We start from the raw sequence: 19,666 nt of genomic DNA, 5'->3' as shown, positions 1-19,666 counted from the left end.
CGTGAAGGTGAGTCTGCTGGATGATGATTCGCGAGGATCACCGGCAGGAAACTGACGCTCCATCAGATGTCGGAGCCACCGCCCGGCGACTTCTTCGCTGGGGGGCGGGGCTTCGCGTGCGGTCCCCCGCCGCAGGTCGCCCCCGGGGCGGGAACCGGCGTCCCGATGCCGGGCGGCGCGGGGTTGCTGCCTCGAAGTGGGCGATTCAGGGCATTTAATGTGGTTTTGTCCTGATTTACTGTCAGGTGCCCTGTCGTGCCCGCGCCTTGCAGGGTGGGGCCCCGGGGCGCTTCGCTGTGAGGAGAGGTGAACCTGCGGATGAGTGCTCGTACGCGTGGACGAGGCGATCTGCCGTGGTACCGGGTCGGCCGTCATCGGCCCGTAGCCGTGTTCGACGGCACCCCGGCCGGCTCAGGTGGGCGGCGTGGGGGGCGTGGCGTGGGCGCGCTGCTCTCCGGTGTGGCGCTGCTGGCGGCGAGCGCTGCGCCGGTGGCCGCCGCCGCACCGGCCGGGGGCGTGCCGGTGCGGGCGCATCGGGCCGATCCGTCGCAGACCTTCACCTTCACGGGCGCTGCGCAGACCCTGACGGTTCCGGCGGGAGCGGTGGTCACGATCACCGCGGACGGCGCCGGCGGCGCCGACAACACCGGCACACCCTGTTCCGTCACCGGGACGGGCGGGACGGGCACGCGGGTGGTGACCACCCTGGCGCGGACCACCGCCCCGACGACCTTCACCGTCGACGTCGGTGGCACCGGCGGCAAGGGCTGCAACGGCAGCGGCACGGGAGGTGCCGGGGGATTCAACGGCGGCGCCCCGGGCGGGACCTTCCCGGCCACCGGTTTCCGGTTCGAAGGCCCGGGCGGAGGCGGGGCGTCCAGCGTCAGCGCGGGCGGCTCCCTGATCGTGGTCGCCGGAGGCGGCGGGGCGGCCGGCGGCACCGGAGCGGGCTCCGCCGGGGGGAACGGGGGCGGCGGCGGGACGACGCCGGACGCCGCCGGCGGTACCGCGGGAGGTGCCACCGGCCCCGGGGCTTCGCCGGGGCAGGGCGGCAACGGCGGCTCCACCACCACCAGCACCGGTGGCGCCGGCGGGGCCGCCGGGACCGCGCCGCACTGCGGCGCCACACCGGGTGCGCCGGGCAGCGGGTCCTCCGGCACCGCCGTCGGTGCCGGAGGCGCCGGGGGCGGCATCGGCGGAGGGTGCGCCCTCACCATCATGGGCGCCGGCGGGGGCGGCGGAGGCGGGTACTTCGCCGGCGGGGGCGGCGGCAGCTCCACCGTCAACAACACGGGCACCTCGGCGGGCGGGGGCGGTGGCGGCGGGGGCAGCAGCTTCGCCGCCCCGGCCGGCACCGGCACCGCCTACAGCGCCTCCGCCGTCGGGACGGCGAACAACAACGGCCAGGTGACCATCGCCTACACGCTGCCTTCCCTGACCGTCACCAAAACCCACACCGGGCACTTCACCCAGGGACGGGACGGCACCTACACCCTCACCGTCGGCAACGACACCGGGGCCGCCCCGACCGACGGCACCACGGTCACCGTCTACGACACCCTCCCCGACGGGCTCAGGGCCGACAGCATCAGCGGCACGGGATGGAACTGCTCCCTGATCAACCTCACCTGCACCCGTGACGACGTCCTGCCCTCCGGAAGCAGCTACCCGCCCATCACCCTGCAGGTCGACGTCTCCTGCGGCGCCCGCGACGAAGTGACGAACGTCGCCACCGCCGTCGGCGGCGGCGACACCGCCAGCCACATCGTCACCGACCCCACCACGATCAAGGGCCACGAGCACGACCGGCGCTGCGAGAACCACGAGCACTGGTAACCCGGCCGGCCCTCGCCCGGCGGCGGACCGTCCTCGTGGACGGCCCCGCCGTCAGGCGTTCGCCGCTGACCGGCGACGGCGGGCGGGCGGGGGCCCGGACCGGCACCGGCACCGGCGCCGACGACTGAAAACGCGTGACGCCCGGGCACTGCAACCCGGGCGTCGTCTGTCGCCGGGGCCCTTCCGGCCGCATGACACCTGGTCAGACCCGCAACACGGCCCCGCGTCGTGCCCGCCACCAGAGCGCCGAGCACCACCATCGGCAGGGGCAGGGCCGGAGGAAGCCGAGCGGCGTCATGCCGGTGGCCACCGGGGCGCAGCGGCGCGCCGGAGGCCGGGCCGGCTCCGGTCCGGTGGAGAAGGCACGTGTCGCACCAAGAACAGCGCGGCCTTCACCTCGGAGAAGGGCATGCGACCGGACCACAACCCCGCCGCCGGCACGATGCTGATCGTCACCGACCCCCGGCGGCACGGCGACATCCGCCGGATCATCGGCTCCGCCTTCACGCCGCGGATGGTCCGCCGGCTGGAGGAGACCGTGCGCGCCGTCGTGGTGGAGTCGATCGAGGGCCTGCGGGAGCAGGGCGGTGGCGGGTTCGTCGAGATGGCGGCCCGCCTCCCGGTGGCAGTCATCTGCGACATGCCGGGTGCGCCCCGGGAGGACTGGGCTTCACGCCGGAGCGGACGATGATCGCGTTCGGCTCCGACAAGGGGGCCGGTGACGAGTTCGCGGTGCGGCTGCCGTCCGCCGACCGGGGCGAGCGGGTCTTCGCCGGTCCCGGCGCCTTCGGCATCGCCCGCAACCCCGCCCGGCACCTCGCGTTCGCCGGCGGGGCGCGCTTCTGCCTCGGGGCGGTCCCTCGCGGCCACCGGACCGGCCGTCGTGTTCGACGAACCGACCGGCCGGCTGGACACCGTGGGGCTGGGGGTCGGGCCCGTGCCGGTCCCACTGCTCTGAACCCGCCGGAGCGCACCTCGTCAGGAACCTGACATGTGGCACAACTTCCCTGTTCCACAAGGTTGCTGGGAGCAAAGATGGTGTGCAGAGGAGATCGTTCGATCACCTTCCTTCGAGAGAACGGAAACGATTCACGATGAAGAAGGCCGTGTACGAGACCCCCGAGTTCGTCGCCGCGGGCACCTTCCGCCAGGTGACCGGCTTCATCTACTGGGCCGGCAACGACGGCTCCAACCGCGGCTGGCTCTGATCGCCGAGGGGTAACCGCTGATGACGAGCCACGGCGTTCCGCACTTCTTTGCGCTCCCTGACCGCGAGGAGGCGGGCGCCGTGGCCCGTCGCCTTCGGGAGTCCTCCCCCTCACTGCGCACCGTCGACCACCCTTCGGGCCGGCCCTGGATCATCGGCCGGTGGGACGACGAGGACATCGCCGTCGCCCGGGCCGGCCGTGACGCGGTCGCCCTGATCGGCACCCTCCCCCGTCTCGGGGACGAACTCGAGCGCTGGGCCCGCACGTTGAACGGCCGACCGGACCGGCTCACGGGTCTGTCCCGGTCGCTTCCGGGCAGCTACCACGTCCTGGGCAGCGTCGACGGGGCCCTGTACGCCCAGGGCACGGCCTACGGCATGCGGCGCATCCATCACGTGCGGCTCGACGGATGCCTGGTGGCCGGCGACCGCGCGGTGGCGCTGGCCGACCTGACCGGCGCCGGTGTCGACATCACCGCCGTCGCCCTGCGACTGCCCGACCCGCTCGCCCCCCAGCTGCCCGAGCGCCCGATGTGGCACGGCATCGTCCCGGTGGCGCCCGGCAGTTATCTGACCGACTCCGCCACCGGCACCGCCCGGCACGTCCGCTGGCACCACCCGCCCGAGCCCACCAGGTCGATGGCCGAAGGCGCCGCGGCCGTACGCGAAGCGCTGGTGTCCGCCGTGGCGGCACGCACCCATCGCGGCGGACTGCTCAGCGCGGACATGTCCGGCGGCCTGGACTCCACCTCGCTGTGCGCCGTCGCCGCCGGCCAGGTCGGCGCCGGCGAGTTCATCGCCTGCAGTTTCCCCGGGGACGAGACGGTCTGGGACGACGCCGTCTACGCGCGCCGCGCCGCGGCCGGGTGGCCTCACATCGAACACGTCGAACTCGCCTACGAGGACACGCCGTTGTTCTACCGGGGCCTCCTCGACGACGACTGCCGCACCGACATCCCCGGCATCGTCGCCATGAGCCGGGCCCGCACGACCGCGCTGGTCTCCCTCATGGCCGGGCGCGGTTCACGGCTGCACATGACCGGCCACGGCGGGGACCACCTGTTCTTCCACACCGGCTCGCACTACCACCACCTGCTCACCCGCCACCCGCTGCTCGCCGTTCAGCGCCTGCGCGGCTACCGGACGCTCTACGGGTGGCGGTGGGGTGCCCTGCTGCGCCAGCTGGCCGACCGCCGCTCCTACCGCAGCGCACTGGGCCGCCTCAGCACGGACGTGAGCGGGAACCTGGAGTTCAGCACCCCCACCGTCACCTGGTTCCGGACCCCGGTCGTCCAGCCCTGGCTGACACCCGAGTGCCGCCGGCTGGTGACCGACGCGCTGCGCGAGACCGTCCGCACCGCCCGCCCCCACGCGCCCACGATGGGCCGGCACCTCGAGCTGTCCGCGGTCTACACCGGCACCCAGGAGTGCGCCGCCATCGCCGAGGCCGGCCGCCGCGCCGGGGTGCCGCTCACCATGCCGTACTTCGACGACGCGGTGGTCGACGCCGCGCTGTCGGTACGCGTGGTGGACCGGGCCACGCCCTGGGAGTACAAGCCCGTGCTGAAGGAAGCCGTGCGCGGGATCCTCCCCGAGGACTGCCGGGTACGCACCACCAAGGTCGAGGGCACCGTGGACGCGGTCGGCGGCCTGTACCGGCACCGGGACGAGGTGGGCGCCCTGTGGAAGGACAGCGCCCTGGCCAAGGCCGGACTCATCGACGCCGAGGCACTGGCCAGGCTGTGCGAGACACCCGGCACACCCGCCCTCAAGGACGGCGCCGTCGACTCGACCATCATCTGCGAAACCTGGCTGCGCGCCGTCTCCTGACGTGCCGGCCCACGGATTTGAGGACACCATGAAGCTTCGGAACAGGCAGCACCTGGCGCTCACCGACACCGAGTACGGCGCGGTGCTGCTGGACGGCAAGACCGGCGAGTACTGGCAGCTGAACCCGCCCGCCGCCACCGTCGCCCGCACCCTGCTGGAGGGCGGCGACGCCCCGGAGGCCGTACGGCGGGTCCTGGAGGAGTTCGACGTGGACGCCGAGCGGGCGGCACGGGACGCGCACGCCCTGATCGACGCCATGCGCCAGGCCGGGGTGGTGCAGGAGTGAGCATCACCGTCGCCCTGAGCAGGGAACGCGTCCGACGGCCGCTGAAGCTGCGGTTGCAGACCCGGGTGGCGATCTGTGTCGCCCGGCCACTGGCGATGCTCAAGCCCCACCTGCTCCAGCGCGTGCTGACCCGCCTGGCCCGCGGCGCGACCGCCGCCGACGGCGCGCAGGCCCACGCCGCCAGGGCCTCCGTCCTGGCAGCCAGCCTCAGCCTCAACGGCCTTCGGTCCTGTCTGCCCCGCTCGGTGTCGATCGCGGTGCTGTGCCGGCTTCAGGGCGTCTGGCCGACCTGGTGCGTGGGTGTGCGGTGCGCTCCCCCGTTCGCCGCCCACGCCTGGATCGAGGTGGGCGAGGAACTCATCGGCGAGCCGGGCCTCCACGGCGCCTTCGCCCGCCTGATCAGCGTCGGTCCGGCCGCACCCGGCCGGCGGTCCTGAGCCCGGTCCGACGACCGTCGCGCGAATGCGTCTTCGCCGTCGGGTGGTGCCTGGTAGCCGATCCGGGCCCGGGTGTGGAGCCCGAGGCCGCCTTCCTCTGCTTGTTGCAGGGCGGTGGCTGTGGGGATTCGGCTTGTCAGTTCGCGTTCTGCGTCTGCGAGGGCTCGGCCGACGCTTGCGGGGGGCTGTGCCACCGTCTTCTCCTGTCGTTGGTGCGAGGCGTGTTCACCTCGTACCAACGACCGGGGCCGCGGGCGGCGACGGCGGTACGGGCCCGGTACGGCGGACGAAGCGTCGCGGGCTGCGGCCGGGGTCCCGCGCGGCGGGTGTCGCCGTGCGCCGATCGGACGAAATCCGTGGACACCCGCCGTGCGGGGTCCCGGCCGCGGGACCGGCGGGCTGAACACTGGCTGCCGCCCGGGACCGGCGGGCGCGAGGGAGCGAGGAGACCTGGTGGACCACGGGACGAGCGTGCTGCTCCGGGCGATTCCGCTGCTCATGGGCTCGGTGTCGGCCGCGCTCGGCGGCTACGTCCTCGCGCACTCCACCGGGCCGGGCGCCCGGGTCGCGGGCCTGACGCTGGTCTTCCTGGCCGCCGTCTGTCTCTGCCTGTTCGCCGTCGCGGCGACCGTCGTACGGCAACTGATCGGCCGTTTCGGCGCGTTGGACCGGATCGGCTACCCGGCGTTCGGCTTCGCGGTGGCCGGGGCCGCCGTCGGCTACGGGCTGGTCCTGCTGTCGGAGGGCGACCGGCCGGTGGCCGACTTCGTGGCCGGCGGCGTGGTCCTCGGCATCGGCCTGGTCTGCGTGTGCGTCTCGTCGGTGGCCGCGGTCGCCACCCGCTTCACGCTGATCGGGCACAACGCCGCCCTGCCGGAGGGTTCCCCGCCGCGCTCCCCCGCGCCGTTCGGCCGGTCCGCGGCCCGGGCGCTGGTGGCCGTGCCGGTCCTCGCGGCCGCCGCCGCCTGCGCGTGGGCGATCGTCATGCTGGCCGACGGGGGCGGCGGGGATTCGGAGGGGCGCTTCACGGCCGGGCACGTGGTGGTCGACCAGGCGATCGTCTGCACCGCCCTGACCGGGCTGGTGATCACCCTGCTGCGGCAGATCCGGAACACGTACACCCCGCGGGAGCGGGTCTGGTGGCTCGTCCCGGCCGCCGTACTCGGCGCCATGGACATCACCGGGGGCCTGGTCGTCGTCGCCCTGGACCCCCGGCCCGGTCAACTGGCCACCGGGTACGTGCAGATCGGGCTGGGCCTGCTGTGCTGGACGGTGCTGAGCGCGGTGCTGACGCTCGCCCTCGGCTGGCGCCGTGCCGGGCCGCCGGCCGGCCGCGTCCCGCTGGTCCCGGTCGGCACCGGGCTGCTGTGCCTGTTCATGTCGGCGTTCCTGTTCGAGTCCGCCGACCCGGACGTGCTGGTCGCGGCCCGGGTCCTGGTCGGCCTCGGCGCCGTCTGCTTCTCGCTCTTCGCCGTGGTCTCCGCCCTGGAGGCCGAAGTCGCCGACCGGAACTGACCGGCTGGAGACGGCAGGCGGCTGAAGCGCGGGCGTGCCGCCCCGCCCTCGGAAGGGCCGGGCGGCACGCGCGGGGCGGGCGGGTCAGGACGTGGCGACGGCTCCGCCGGGGACCTCCGCCCAGCTGTTCCACTGGCCGGTGTTGTAGTTGGCGTCGATCGTGTAGACGTGGTCGTCGGTGCCGACCCCGTAGACGTGCATCACGTTGTCGATGACCGTGCTGCTGAGCGACTTCATCTGACGCGTGTCGATCTTGGTCCAGGTCCCGGTCCAGCCGCTGCCGGAGTAGTTGCCGTCCGTGTTGTAGAGCGCGTTGTCCGAGCCGATGATCTCGAGGTGCACGGAGTTGCCGGTCATGGAGGCGGTCAGGCCCTTGGCGCCGGCCGCACCGCCGGGGACCTCGGCCCAGTTGGACCACTTGCCGCTGCCGTAGTCGGCGTCCTTGCCGAAGACCCGGCCGTCGGCGCCCAGGGCGAACACGTGCACCACGTTGCCGCTGGAGACGCTGGTCAGCGCCTTCAGCCCGCTGCCGTCCAGCCGGCCCCAGGCGCCGCTCCAGCCGCCGCCGGCGTAGTTGCCGTCGGTCCCGTACAGCGCGCCGTCCGAGCCGACGATCTGCAGGTGGACGGTGGTGCCGGTGATCGAGGCGGCGAGCGAGGTCGCACCGGCCGCGCCGCCGGGGACCTCGGTCCAGTTGCTCCAGCCGCCGGTGTTGTAGTCGGCGTCCTTGCCGTAGACCTGTCCGTTGGAGCCCAGCGCGAACACGTGCACGACGTTGCCGAGGCTCACGCTGGTGACCGCCTTCAGCGCGCTGCCGTCCAGGCGCGCCCACTGGTTGGTCCAGCCGCCGCCGGCGTAGTTGCCGTCGGTGTTGTAGAGCGCGCCGTCCGAGCCGATCAGGTTGAGCCGGGTGGTGCTTCCGGTCGCGGAGGCGGTGACCGCCTGGTTGACGTCCCAGGAGGTCTGGACGTCGTCGACGACCTTGTTGTAGCGGTAGGCCTTGTAGTCGCCGTTCGGGTGGCTGTCGAAGGCCGGCGCGCTGATGGAGACGCCCGTGCGGTGCTTCACCGGGGTGGAGCCGAACGAGTAGTAGGAGAAGGTGGTGTGCGCCGCGTCGTCCCACTTCTCGAAGAGGATCACGTGGTCGTAGTAGGAGTTGAGGATGTCACCCGGCTTCAGCTGGCTGCGGGGGATCTCCGTCGCCACGCCCGGCAGGCCCTGCGTGTTCAGGCCCGGGGTCTGCAGGTGCCAGGCCATCGACACGTAGCCGGAGCAGTCGGTGCGGTAGTAGGCGCCCTGCTGGTCGGGGTAGGAGCCGCCCTGGTTGTAGCCGATGGACTTGCCGTACCAGTACTGGGCCCGGGCGAGGATCTCGCTGCGCGATATCTGACCGCTGGTCACCGAGCTTGCGGAGGCGGTGGTGACGGTCGCCGCGGTGGTGGCGATCACGCCGGAGGCGGCGATGGCGGCGGCGAGGGCGACACGGACGAGCTTGGAGGCCTTGGCAGACATGTGAGTTCTCCTGGTCGGCACCTGGACATGGCGGTGCCGTGGCAATGGGTGAATGCGGCGGGTGTTCGCCCGGGGGCCGGACGGCTGCCCTGCAGGAGCAGCGGTCGGACGGCGCGGTGGGCGGCGGAAGTCAGGGGCGGCGCGGGTACGGGGCGCCGGGGGTGGGTGCGCAGGCGGCGCGGGTGGCCGGGTGGCGCGGGCCGGACGGGACTACTCCCAGGCGGTGGTGCGGAGGGCGGTGGTGCGGAGGGCGGAGCCCGGCGCGGGGGCCTCCCAAGCCGTGGTGGCGGTGGTGTGGACAGCCGGCGCAGAGCCGGCACCGGAGGCGGCCAGGGCCGGAGCGAGAGCGGCGAGGGCGAGGGCGGCGACCGCGGCGGCCTTGGCGAGACGAGTGCGAAGCATGGTGTTCAGTCCTCTACGAACGTGCTGACGGAAGGGGTTCTCCGGTCTCGCGTCCCGCGGTGACGCTTCCTCCGGTCTTGCCTGCCGGGTGTCGTTCCCTGCTGGCGAGTACTAGCTTCGTCGCAGCTCAGAGCGAGTGGAAGGGCTTTCAGGTGGACGGAAACGTCCCTGGACCGATCCGTCCAGGGAGGCCGGATCCGGACAGCAGCCGCTCGTAGAAGGGGGCCACCAGGGGGACGCCGACGCGGCCGACGGTCCAGCCGCACAGCTCGGGGAGCTCCTTCACGGCGCGACGGCACAGCTCGGCCGCCTGCTGTTCGGCGGCGGCCAGGGAGTCGGCGAGGAGGTAGATCCCCACCACCGCGTCGGGCCGGACGTCCCGGTGCACGGCGACGTGTTCGACGCTCTCGGCGAGGGTGCGCAGCAGCAGCGCGGTGGACTCGGGAAGGTCGCCGCCTGCGGCGGGACGCCGGAGGACGGCGTGGACGAGGTACATGCGTCCACTGTTCCGGGAACCGCATAGGGCTCATAGACGCTCAACCTGGACAGTTCAGGCCCTGGCCGGAAGCGTCCACCGGCAGTTCTGGAGGATTCGAACACTTCGTGCAATGATCTTGCCGTCTCACAGCCATGAAAAGCACAAATGGGGGAATGCGGTGCTGACCGCTCTTGGCTTGGACGCAACGTCGGAGTCCGTGTACCGGGCGATGCTCGCCCACCCCCGTGAAGGGGTCGCGGGTCTGACCGAGCGGCTGGGGCTGTCCGAGGAGGACGTCAGGCGCAGCCTCGACCTGCTCAGCGAGCTGGCGCTGGTGCGGCCCTCGTACGAGCGTGCCGGTGAGCTCCGGGCGGTGTCGCCCGAGGCGGGCATGGAGCTGCTGATGGCGCGGCAGCAGGCCGAGCTGGCCGCCCAGCAGCTGCGGATCGAGGCCTCACGGGCCGCGGCGGCGCAGCTCATCGCCGACTTCGCCGACGCGGGCCGGTCCGCCTCCGGCCCCGGGGTCGACCAGCTGACGGGCCTCGACGAGATCCGCGACCGGATCTCCGTGCTCGCCCGGGACCTGCGCTCCGAGTTGATGACCTTCGCGCCCGGCGGCGGCCACCGGCCGGAGACCCTGGATGCGTCCAAGCGCGACGACGAGGAGCTGCTGGGTCGCGGGGTGCGGATGCGCTCGCTGTTCCTCGACAGCGTCCGGAACAGCCAGTACACGGTGTCGTACGCGACTTGGCTGGGCGAGCTGGGCGGTGAGGTGCGGACCGCCGCCGAGCTGCCCACCCGGATGATGATCTTCGATCGGGCCACCGCCGTCATCCCGGTCAACAGCGAGGACAGCGCGGCAAGCGCCGTCGTGCTCACCGGCCAGGGCACGCTGACCGCGCTGTGCGCGCTGTTCGAGAACGTCTGGTCGGGCGCCCAGCCGCTCGGCGGCGCGGTCCGGGACAAGAGCGGCCTGAGCCCGCAGGAGGCCGCCGTGGTGCGGCTGCTGGCACAGGGCCTGACCGACGACGCGATAGCCAAGCGGCTCGCGGTCTCCCCGCGCACCGCCCGGCGACTGGCCACCGACCTGATGGAGCGCCTGGAGGTCCGCAGCCGGTTCGAGTTCGGCGTACGGGCCGTCCAGCAGGGGTGGCTGCCCGCGCAGCGCTAGTGGTGCGTCGTTGCGAACGTGCCGTGTTCCTCCTGCCTGGGTATCGGCGGTGGCCGCCGTACGCCTACGGTTCGAGCCCTTCGAGCCAGGCGGTCACGTCCAATGACTGCTGTAGGGCCGCTCCGAAGAGGTCGGGGTTGGCTTCGGCGAGGGCGCGGTAGTGGGCGGTGGCCTCCTCGGCGGCGGCCAGGCCCTCCGCCCGACGCCCCAGCGCGCCGAGGTCGATGGAGAGGTTGCTGAGGGTCCCGGCGAGGCTGGGCAGGTAGGCGTCGGGGCCGGCCTCGGCCAGGGCGCGGTAGTGGGCGACGGCTTCCTCGGCGGCGGCCAGGCCCTCCACACGACGCCCCAGCGCGCCCAGCCGGACGGAGAAGTTGGTGAGGGCCGCGGCGAGGTCGGGCAGGTACGCGTCCGGGTTGACCTCGACCAGGGCGCGGCGGATCGCGACGGCCTCCTCGACAGCGGTCAGGCCCTCCGCCTGCCGACCCACCTCGCTCAGAAGGCGGGAGAGGTTGTTGAGAGCCGCGGCGAGGTCGGGAAGGTACGCGTCCGGGTTGACCTCGACCAGGATGCGGCGGATCGCGACGGCCTCCTCGGCGACGGTCAGGCCCTCCGCCCGCCTGCCCACCTCACCCAGCCGGTTGGACAGGTTGGTGAGGGAGGTGGCGAGGTCGGGCAGGTAGGCATCGGGGCTGGCCTCGACCAGGGCGCGGCGAATCGCGACGGCCTCCTCGACAGCGGTCAAGCCCTCCACCCGACGCCCCACCGCGCCAAGGTCGACGGAGAGGTTGTTGAGAGCCGCGGCGAGGTCGGGAAGGTAGGCATCGGGGCTGGCCTCGACCAGGGCGCGGTAGTGGGTGACGGCTTCCTCGGCGGCGGCCAGGCCCTCCACCCGACGCCCCGCCGCGCCCAGCCGGATGGAGAGGTTGGTGAGGGAGGTGGCGAGGCCGGGAAGGTACGCATCGGGGCTGACTTCGGCGAGGGTGCGGTAGTGGGCGACGGCCTCCTCGATGACGGTCAGGCCCTCCACCCGACGCCCCACCGCGCCAAGCCGGGTGGAGAGGTTGGTGAGGCTGCCGGCGAGGTCGGGCAGGTACGCGTCGGAGTCCGCCTCGGCCAGGGTACGACGGATGGAGACGGCCTCTTCAATGGCGGTCAGGCCGTCCGCCTGCCGACCCACCTCACCGAGGTCGACGGAGAGGTTGTTGAGCGCCGTGGCGAGGTCGGGCAGGTAGGCGTCCGGGTTGACCTCGACCAGGATGCGGCAGATCGCAACGGCCTCCTCGACAGCGGTCAGGCCCTCCGCCCAGCGCCCCAGCGCGCCGAGCCGGACTGAAAGGTTGTTGAGGGCCGCGGCGAGGTCGGGCAAGTACGCGTCGGGGTCCGCCACGGCCAGGGCGCGGTAGTGCTGCGTGATGGTGGTGGCGAGACGGGCCACGGTGGTGGCGAGGCGTTGGCTGGCGTGGGGCAGCTGTTCGTGGAGCCCGGTGAGGACGTCGAGCGGGGCGGTGGGGTCGGTGGTGAGGGTGTCGAGCGCGGTGATGAGCGGGGCGGGGTGGTCGGTGCGGGTGGCGGTGGTGATGACGTGTGCGGCCAGGGCCTCGTGGTGGCGGACACAGAGTCCGGTGAGGTGGGTGTCGAGGCGGCCCTGGAAGACGGGGTGGGCGGCGGCGCGGCTGTAGACGGCGAGGAGCTGTTGGGCCTGGGTGTCGTCGGCGCCGTCGAGGAGGCGGTCGGCGAGGGCGGGGTCGGTGTCGAGGACGCGTCCGATGTGGCGTTCTGCGAGGCGGTCCGGCTGGAAAGCACCCCAGGGTGGTCCCGCGACGGTGGTGGGGTACAGCGAGGCGAGCCAGGCCGTGACCCGGTCGCGGCGGTCGCGGGGCTGGTCGGCGAGGGCGGGCAGGCGCCGCCAGAGCAGGTCGGCGTGTTCGCGGTCGGCGGCGCCGGTGAGGTGGGCGGCGGCGAGCGCCGTCCTCAGGGTGTCCGGGCTCAGGCCGGGGGCGAGGCCGCGGGCGGTGGCGGCGTCGCGCCAGTAGCGGGCTTCGTGGCCGAGGAGCCGGTCCTCGACGTTCCGCGCGTCCTCGTCCCCGGTACGGTCCGCGGGTTCGGTGCGTGCGGTGTCCAGGAGGTCGGCGAAGGCTGCCATGTGAAGGGTCAGAGCGTTGCCGTAGGCGGCGTCCAGGCCGAGCCGCCGGGGCGGTTGCAGCCCCGTGGCGGCCGCGGCCCAGTCGTGCCCGGCGAGGCCCTCGACGAACGGAAGCACGGCTGCGAGGGCGTGGGCGGCGTCGAGGTAGTGGCCGACGCGCCGGCCGGGGTGGTCCTCCAGCGCGGTGAGGCGGTGGGTGCGGGCGGAGGCGAGATGGTCCTCGGCCTGCCGACTGGCCTCGCGGGCCTGCTGCCACCAGTCGCCGGCGGTGCGGGCCAGCAGCAGGAGTTTGAACGGGCTGGTCCCGGGGTGCTCGGCGGCGGCGTCGACGAGCGCGCCGAGTTGTTCGGGGCGGGTCTCGGCGTAGTCGAGGACGACCAGCAGCGGCTTCGCCGCCCGCCGCAGTTCCAGCAGTTGGTCCGTACGGGCGCCGGCCCGCGGCCACAGCACCGTCCAGCCCCGGCCGGTGAGCCTGCGGTCGAGGTGGTGGGCGAGGCGGGTCTTGCCTTGCCCGCCGGGGCCGTGCAGCAGCCACGCCCCGAACCCTGCCCGGCCGCACCACGCCTCCAGCTCGGCGAGCAGGGCCTCCCGGCCGTGGAAAGGGACGATCTGCCGCCCGGCTTCCAGCAGCGCCGCCGGTGTCACCGGGGCGCGCCGGGTGGCGGGGTTGCCGGTGGGGTCGGCGAGGTCCTGGAACTCCACCGCCTCCGGCCCGGCCGCCGGACCGCCGCCGTGGGCGGTGAGGACGGCGCGGAAGGCGAGGTCGTGGTGGAGGACAAAGGTGGGGACCACGTTGAGCCGGCCATGGCCGGAGTGGGCGCGGTCGGCGGCGACGACGCCGGTGAGGTAGCGGTCGCAGAACACCGCGGCCCCGGACAAACCACCCCACGGCGAGGTCCTGTCGCCCGACGGCCCGGGGGCACGGGTGCGCAGGTCCATGACGTACTGGTTGCCGACGAAGCCGCTGCCCGGGTTCACCTCACCGTGGAGGTGCGCGGCCTCGACGGGGTGGCCCTCGCGTTGGGCCTCGTCGGGGACGCCCCACGTCTCGCACGGGGTGCCGGGACGGGCGGTGTCCGGACGCCCCCACCGAACGGGAGTGGCGGGCGGCTGCCAGTGCGGGGAGTCGCCGACGAGCACGAGCGCCGCGTCGTCGCGCCCGCCCGGGGTCCCGGCCCACAGCACGGTCCCGGTCGCGGTGCCGGGGCCTGCCGGGTGGAAGACCCTCACCCCGGTGCCGACCGGTCCGGTGACGTGGGCGGAGGTCAGGACCAGGCGTCCGCCGACCGCGTACCCCGACCCCCGTCCGCCCGGACCACTCACCCCGGCCAGCCGTACCCGCTCCACCCGTGCCCCCTGCTGTTCGGTCCTGTGTACCGCTGGGTGGCCGCGGCCGGACCGACGGGTGCCGGCCCTGGCCTTGGCGTCGGCGCGCAGCTCGACCGCGAACTCCGTCTCCACCGGTCCGACCGCGAACACCGCCTGCGGGTCGTCACCGGCCCGCGTCCGCCGGCGGGACATCCATTCGCACCCGCCCCTTGAACACCTGACGCGAAGTCGTGCCGATGCGGACACCGTAGGGCCCGCGCGGGGGCCTTCGCAGTGGAAAGCCGACTTCATGGGGACCGTCCGGCGCACCCGGACACCGGGCGGGCCGACGGTCATCGCGTGGTGCCTTCCGGAGGCCGGGACGGCGGGATCTTGCGGGGCGGGTCAGCCGATAACGGCCTGGGCGTGCCGGGTGAGTGCGTCCAGGAGCGCGGTCTGGTGGTCGGTCAGCTTGCCGTCGGCGTGGGCCTTGTCCTGTTTGCGCAGCCACGTGCCGGGGCGGAAGGCCGGGTCGGTTTCGCCGCCGGTGCGGTTGGCGGGGCCGTCGAGGGTGCCGCCGACGGCGAGGTAGGCGAGCAGGCGGCGGTAGGAGCGGTTCCAGTCCGGTTCCAGGCGCCAGAGTTCGTCCAGGGCGTCGAGCTTGGCGGCCTGGTCGGGGTTGAGGTTGTCGCTCTTGCGCTGGCGGCGCATCCACGCGCCGACCGCGTAGTCGTCGAGCTTCGCGGTGGCGGGGATGGCGAGGTGGCCGTGCTGGAGGTGGAACGCGGCGGCGACCGCGTGCATGCGCTGCCACTCGATCGCGCGCGGGTTGAAGGCGCGGAGTTTGACGGTCTGGAGGATCTTCGCGGCGTGCTGCTTCGCGTTGATCCTGAGCCACTCGATCGGCGACTCCGGCGCCGCCGGCGGCTGCCCGGCCTCGGCGGCCTCACCCTTGGTCGGCGTGGTCGCGGTGGTGTGCGCGGTGCCCTGGGAGCGGGAGGCGCGCAGCTCGGTGATCCGGCCGCGGCGGCCGGGCCGGACCGCCCGGGCCCGCTCGACTCCGAGTACGTGCCGCAGCAGCCGGGGCGCTGGGAGCGCGCAGCTTGCGGACGGCGGCTGGGGCGGTGGAGAGGACGGGGTCGGCGTCCGGAGGGGGTCCGGTGGTTCGGCCGGGCGATGTCGTCGGGGAGCGGCGGCGGCGCTACGGCGACGAACCACGACCCGGGTGGAACCGGGGCGGCCTGAACCGGCGTCCGGCGGCGCGCCGACCTACGATGCGGTGTGGCCCGCTTCGTTCTGACCCGCCGTTCGCCGCTGCCCGCCGAGGCCTGCTGGCAGCGGCTCACCGACTGGCCCCGCCACGGTGACCGGGTGCCGTTCACCCGGGTCCGGGTGGTCGGTGCCGGCGGCGGGCGGGTCGGCGACACGGTACTGGCCCGCACCCGGTTCGGGCCGCTGGTCCTCGACGACCCGATGGAGCTGGTGGAGCTGACCGCCCCGGCGGCCGGGCACGACGGTGTCTGCCGGCTGGTGAAGCGCGGGCGCGTGGTGCGCGGCTGGGCCGTCCTGACGGTCCGTGAACCGGGCCCGGGACGCGGTACCGAGGTGATCTGGGCGGAGGAGATCTCGGTCGCGCACCTGCCGCGGGCCGCCGATCCGCTGCTGGCCCTGTCCGGCCGGGCCGTCTTCGGCCGGGTCCTGGCGCACCTGCTCGCCTGACCTCCCGGCGCGCCCGGCCGGGCGCGTTGCGCGAAGGTCCGCCGCCGGCCGCGCGCCAGGGCCCGCGGGTCGCGCGGCTCGTACCGGAACGGAACCGGGAGCGCCCCGTCTCCTCGGCCCGGGCGCCGTGTCAGTCGGGCAACCGGCCGGTGAGCAGGAACGCGGTGAACGGGCCGCGCACGCGGGGGTGGCGCCGAGATGCGCGTCGGCGTCGCGCTCGGCGAGGTAGCGGGCCGGCGCCGGGAAGGTGTCCTCGGCGCCCTGGCTGAACAGCCCGATCGCCTCCTGCTCGCCTCCCGGGGCCACCGTGCTGTCCAGCACCATCCGGTCGGTGCGGGCGGGGTAGAGGCCGGCGTAGCGATGTGGCCGGTGCCGCCGGCGGCGGCCTCGTGCAGGAGCCGGGTGTAGCCGGCCCGGTCGAGGGAGGGTGGGCGGGCGGAGCGGCGGGACACGCGCGCCGGGCGCGCGGGCCTGCCCCGGGGTCACCGGGCGGGGGCGGAGGGTGCTGGAAAGTATCCGGTGCGGCGGAAGAAGTGGATCATGTTGTCCAGGAGCACCCGGTCGACGGGCGGGCAGCTGATCCCCGACCCCGCGAGGCCGGCTTCGATCCGGCTGCGGTCCATGCGGGGGAAGTGCTTGAAGCCGGACAGCTCGGCCACGGTGATCTCGCGCGTCGCGGCCGGGTTGGTGAAGAGCGGCTCGAACGGGCCGAACGGGTGCTCGGGGTTGTCGGCCATGTGACGGGCCATCGCCCGGGTCCAGTCGCCGTAGGGGACGGTGCGGACCGGGTAGCCGTGGAAGCGGAGCCTGTCCACCAGGACGTCGAGCAGGCATTCGCGGGGGTTGGTGACGTGGAAGGTCTGCCCCTGGGCGGGCTGGGTGAGGCTGAGGTGGACGACCGCCCGGGCGGCGAAGTCGGACGGCACGAGGTTCAGGGGCAGGTCCCAGTCGGGCGCCAGGCCCAGCTCGACGATGATCCTGAAGACCTGGGAGATCGCCGCCGCGGGGTCCCAGGTGTGGGTGACGGTGTCCCCGGTGATGTCGTACGGGCGGTAGATCGCCACCGGCAGCCCCCGGGCCGCGGCGTCGCGCATCAGCCGCTCGGCCACCCATTTGCTCTCGTAGTACCCCATCGACAGCAGCTCGACGTGGTCGACGGGGGTGTCCTCGGTGAGATGCCGCACGCCCAGCGCGTCGATGCCTCTGACCACCCCCACGGTGGAGATGTAGTGCACCGGGACCGCGCGGTACGACGCCAGCGCGATGATCTCCCGGGTGCCGTCGACGTTCGGGGGGCGCAACTGCTCGTAGGGGTAGAGGAAGTTGGCGTGGGCGCCGCAGTGGTGGACGGCGTCGGCGACGGCGGCCAGGTGTTCCCACGCGGCGTCGTCGAGGCCGAGGTGCGGCAGGGCCAGGTCGCCCGGCAAGGCGTGGACACGGTCCTCGGGGAGGTCGCCGGCGACCCCGTAGCGGGCCCGTGCCCGGACGAGGCGCCGGCGGGCGTGGCCGCTGTCGCGGGCGCGGACCAGGACGTGGACGTCGGCGCCGGTCCGGGCCAGCAGCTCGTCGAGCAGACGTGAACCCAGGAATCCGGTACCGCCGGTGAGCAGCACGTTCCGTGGGGCCCGCCAGCGCGGCGCGGGGGGCCGGGTGAGGACGGGCGGTGCCTCCCGGGCCAGGTCCTTGCGCCACCTGTCACCGGTCGCGGAGGTCTGCGCCGGCTCGGCGATGATGTGTTCGACCGCGGCGGTGAACGCGTCCTGGTCCGCGCCCGCGAGCAGCGCCCTGATCAGCCGGTAGCCGTGTGCGCTGCCGACCTGGAGGCGGCGCTGCAGGCGGATGACCAGCTGGGCGGCCTGGAGCGAGCTGCCGCCGCACGCGATGAAGCTCTCCCGGCCCGCGGCCCCGCCCGGCAGTGCGGCGGCCCACGCCTCGGCCACCGCCTGACGGGCCGACCACGGCCGGGCGTCATCGTCCGGCGCGTCCGGCACGTCCGGCGGCAGCCGCGCGGCGGACAGGGCCGCGCGGTCGACCTTGCCGTTGGCCAGCAGGGGGAGCCGGTCCAGCACGGTGATCACGGCCGGGACCATGAAGGCGGGGAGCCGGTCGGCCAGGTACGCGCGCAGCTGCGGCCCGGTGGGCGGCGCGTCCGGGTCCCGGCCGGCCACGTGGGCGGCCAGGTACCTGCTGGTGCCGTCCTCGTGGGTCAGCACGACGGCGTCGGCGACGCCGGGGTGCCCGACCAGGGCCGCGCGGATCTCCTCCAGCTCGATCCGGAAGCCGCGCACTTTGACCTGGTCGTCGCGCCGCCCGCGGAACTCGAACAGCCCGTCGGGGCCGCGGCGCACGAAGTCGCCGGTGCGGTAGAGCAGCCGGGGCGCACCGCCGCCGACCGCCATCACGCGGAAGCGCTCGGCGCTCTCACGCGGGTTGCCCAGGTAGCCGCGGGCGACACCGCCGCCCGCGATGTGGAGCTCGCCCTCCTCCCCCGGGCCGGCGGGTGTGCCGTCCTCCCGCAGGACGTGGCACACGGTGTCGGCGACAGGGCGGCCGATCGGCACGGAGCCCGCCCGCGGATCCAGGTCCCGGATCTCGTGGGTGAGGGTGAAGACGGTGGCCTCGGTGGGGCCGTAGCCGTTGATGAGATGCAGCGGCCGCCCGTGGTCCAGCACGCGCCGCGCCGCGTCGGGGCGCATCACCTCCCCGCCGGCCAGGACGTACCGCAGGCCGGCGAAGGTCTCCGGACGCTCCCTCGCGACGTGGTGGAAGATGCTCGTGGTCAGCCACAGGATGCTCACGCGTTCACGCTCGACGCACCGGTGCAGCTCGTAGGGGGCCAGCAGGATCTGCTGTTCGACGGGTACCAGGCACGCGCCGGCGAGCAGCGTCGCCCAGATCTCCAGCGTGGACGCGTCGAACGACAGCGACGCGGCGTGCAGCACCCGGTCCTCGGACAGCACGTCCATGAACCCGTTGTCCAGTGCGATCCGCGCGACCCCCCGCTGAGGTGCGGGAATCGCCTTGGGCTCCCCGGTCGACCCGGAGGTGAACATCACGTAGGCAGGCGTCGCCACGGCGGCGTCGGCTCCGGGCAGCTCCAGCCGCCCGGAGCCGACGCCGCCACCGCCCAGGACGTCCGCGAGGTCCACGACCTCGGCCTCGACGTCCGCCGGCGCACCGGCGCCCGGCAACCGGACGATCAGTCTCGCCCCGGCGAGGCGCAGCATCGTCCGTACCCGGTCCGCCGGGAGCGCCGCGTCCACCGGCAGGTATGTCGCTCCCGCGTAGACGACTCCCAGGATCGCGAGGATCGCGTCCCCGCCGCGCGGACCGGCCACGGCGACGATCGCCCCGGGGGCGACGCCCCGTCGCCGCAGGCCGCGCGCGCACCGCTCGGCGCCGGCGGCGAGCTCGGCGTAGGTCCGCCGCCGCCCCGCGGCGTCGATCGCCACGTTCTGCGGATGCCGCCGGGCCTGCTCGTCGAACAACTCCGCGAGCGACCGGTTCCATGACGATGATTCGGACACAACGCCCCCTACGTGACCCGCCCCGGGCGCGGCGCCGAGGGCGTCACCGTGCCCGCGCACGGGAGCCGCCCGCGGTGCAGCGCCCTCGCCGCCGGGCCCGCGTGGGCCCGGCGTACGCACCCGCCCCTGCACCCATACTTTGACAGATCCCTGCCAGGATGCGCGACGTCAGGCCCGGGCCCCGGGCGGGCTGCCGGCACCGGACCCCGGTGCTCCGGGGGCGGCGCGCGGCGGTGTGGTGGTCGGGCCGTCGGGGTTCGCGGCGCCGCGGGGGGACCCGTCGGCATGCCGGGCC

Annotated in this window: 15 protein-coding genes; 9 read left to right on the top strand and 6 right to left on the bottom strand. The window is 74.1% G+C overall.

The genetic code is table 11. The features are described from left to right. The first annotated feature begins 438 nt into the window (after window positions 1-438). The 7 genes from ACIRRS_RS10790 (at window position 439) to ACIRRS_RS10760 (ending at window position 7,111) form a co-directional block, all read left to right on the top strand. Window positions 439-1,836: a hypothetical protein gene (locus ACIRRS_RS10790; RefSeq protein ID WP_402967834.1), complete on the top strand. Its 1,398-nt coding sequence runs from the start codon at window positions 439-441 to the stop codon at window positions 1,834-1,836. 409 nt (window positions 1,837-2,245) lie between these two features. Further along, a complete protein-coding gene (locus ACIRRS_RS10785; RefSeq protein WP_402967831.1) occupies window positions 2,246-2,527 on the top strand; it encodes a hypothetical protein in 282 nt (93 codons plus the stop codon). Between the two features lie 403 nt (window positions 2,528-2,930). Continuing rightward, window positions 2,931-3,044, top strand: coding sequence for a keywimysin-related RiPP (locus ACIRRS_RS10780; RefSeq protein ID WP_402967828.1), 114 nt, complete (start codon window positions 2,931-2,933; stop codon window positions 3,042-3,044). Window positions 3,045-3,124: 80 nt separating this feature from the next. Beyond that, window positions 3,125-4,873: an asparagine synthase-related protein gene (locus ACIRRS_RS10775; protein WP_402967825.1), complete on the top strand. Its 1,749-nt coding sequence runs from the start codon at window positions 3,125-3,127 to the stop codon at window positions 4,871-4,873. A gap of 28 nt (window positions 4,874-4,901) precedes the next feature. Beyond that, on the top strand, window positions 4,902-5,159 hold the full coding sequence (locus ACIRRS_RS10770; RefSeq protein WP_402967822.1) for a lasso peptide biosynthesis PqqD family chaperone: 258 nt from the start codon (window positions 4,902-4,904) through the stop codon (window positions 5,157-5,159). Continuing rightward, complete coding sequence (locus ACIRRS_RS10765) at window positions 5,156-5,596, top strand: lasso peptide biosynthesis B2 protein (protein ID WP_402967820.1); 441 nt, start codon at window positions 5,156-5,158, stop codon at window positions 5,594-5,596. The genes ACIRRS_RS10770 and ACIRRS_RS10765 overlap by 4 nt, the downstream gene beginning before the upstream one ends. A gap of 453 nt (window positions 5,597-6,049) precedes the next feature. Then, window positions 6,050-7,111, top strand: a complete 1,062-nt coding sequence (locus ACIRRS_RS10760) for a DUF2776 family protein (RefSeq protein ID WP_402967817.1) — start codon at window positions 6,050-6,052, stop codon at window positions 7,109-7,111. An 84-nt stretch (window positions 7,112-7,195) separates the two neighbouring features. Here the strand turns inward: ACIRRS_RS10760 and ACIRRS_RS10755 are convergent, their stop codons facing one another. The 3 genes from ACIRRS_RS10755 to ACIRRS_RS10745 all read right to left on the bottom strand — a co-directional run bounded on the left by ACIRRS_RS10755 (window position 7,196) and on the right by ACIRRS_RS10745 (window position 9,521). Then, window positions 7,196-8,623, bottom strand: a complete 1,428-nt coding sequence (locus ACIRRS_RS10755) for a hypothetical protein (protein WP_402967815.1) — start codon at window positions 8,621-8,623, stop codon at window positions 7,196-7,198. Window positions 8,624-8,833: 210 nt separating this feature from the next. Then, a complete protein-coding gene (locus ACIRRS_RS10750; RefSeq protein ID WP_402967812.1) occupies window positions 8,834-9,025 on the bottom strand; it encodes a hypothetical protein in 192 nt (63 codons plus the stop codon). A 148-nt stretch (window positions 9,026-9,173) separates the two neighbouring features. Then, window positions 9,174-9,521: a hypothetical protein gene (locus ACIRRS_RS10745; protein ID WP_402967809.1), complete on the bottom strand. Its 348-nt coding sequence runs from the start codon at window positions 9,519-9,521 to the stop codon at window positions 9,174-9,176. Window positions 9,522-9,681: 160 nt separating this feature from the next. Here ACIRRS_RS10745 and ACIRRS_RS10740 point away from each other — a divergent pair, with 160 nt between their 5' ends. Then, window positions 9,682-10,674 (top strand): LuxR C-terminal-related transcriptional regulator, encoded by a 993-nt coding sequence (locus ACIRRS_RS10740; protein ID WP_402967806.1) that lies wholly within the window; start codon window positions 9,682-9,684, stop codon window positions 10,672-10,674. Between the two features lie 64 nt (window positions 10,675-10,738). Here ACIRRS_RS10740 and ACIRRS_RS10735 read toward each other — a convergent pair whose 3' ends face one another. Then, window positions 10,739-14,338, bottom strand: a complete 3,600-nt coding sequence (locus tag ACIRRS_RS10735; RefSeq protein ID WP_402967803.1) for a tetratricopeptide repeat protein — start codon at window positions 14,336-14,338, stop codon at window positions 10,739-10,741. Between the two features lie 192 nt (window positions 14,339-14,530). Then, window positions 14,531-15,343 (bottom strand): helicase associated domain-containing protein, encoded by an 813-nt coding sequence (locus tag ACIRRS_RS10730; protein ID WP_402967800.1) that lies wholly within the window; start codon window positions 15,341-15,343, stop codon window positions 14,531-14,533. 63 nt (window positions 15,344-15,406) lie between these two features. On the opposite strand from ACIRRS_RS10730, the gene ACIRRS_RS10725 reads away from it, so the two are divergent. Beyond that, window positions 15,407-15,844, top strand: coding sequence for an SRPBCC family protein (locus ACIRRS_RS10725; protein ID WP_402967797.1), 438 nt, complete (start codon window positions 15,407-15,409; stop codon window positions 15,842-15,844). Between the two features lie 482 nt (window positions 15,845-16,326). On the opposite strand, the gene ACIRRS_RS10720 is transcribed toward ACIRRS_RS10725, so the two are convergent. After that, window positions 16,327-19,371 (bottom strand): amino acid adenylation domain-containing protein, encoded by a 3,045-nt coding sequence (locus ACIRRS_RS10720; RefSeq protein WP_402967795.1) that lies wholly within the window; start codon window positions 19,369-19,371, stop codon window positions 16,327-16,329. Between the last annotated feature and the right edge of the window lie 295 nt (window positions 19,372-19,666).

Origin of the sequence: Kitasatospora sp. NPDC101183, from assembly GCF_044767945.1 — a bacterium.
Lineage (GTDB): Bacteria > Actinomycetota > Actinomycetes > Streptomycetales > Streptomycetaceae > Kitasatospora.
This window is presented reverse-complemented; position numbering and strand designations above follow the sequence as displayed.

Excerpts from the sequence above, each read along its gene's own strand:
- ACIRRS_RS10770 (WP_402967822.1), top strand. The coding sequence starts at position 4,902 with ATGAAGCTTCGGAACAGGCAGCACCTGGCGCTCACCGACACCGAGTAC.
- ACIRRS_RS10780 (WP_402967828.1), top strand. The coding sequence starts at position 2,931 with ATGAAGAAGGCCGTGTACGAGACCCCCGAGTTCGTCGCCGCGGGCACC.
- ACIRRS_RS10745 (WP_402967809.1), bottom strand. The coding sequence starts at position 9,521 with ATGTACCTCGTCCACGCCGTCCTCCGGCGTCCCGCCGCAGGCGGCGAC.
- ACIRRS_RS10750 (WP_402967812.1), bottom strand. The coding sequence starts at position 9,025 with ATGCTTCGCACTCGTCTCGCCAAGGCCGCCGCGGTCGCCGCCCTCGCC.
- ACIRRS_RS10755 (WP_402967815.1), bottom strand. The coding sequence starts at position 8,623 with ATGTCTGCCAAGGCCTCCAAGCTCGTCCGTGTCGCCCTCGCCGCCGCC.
- ACIRRS_RS10785 (WP_402967831.1), top strand. The coding sequence starts at position 2,246 with ATGCGACCGGACCACAACCCCGCCGCCGGCACGATGCTGATCGTCACC.
- ACIRRS_RS10735 (WP_402967803.1), bottom strand. The coding sequence starts at position 14,338 with ATGTCCCGCCGGCGGACGCGGGCCGGTGACGACCCGCAGGCGGTGTTC.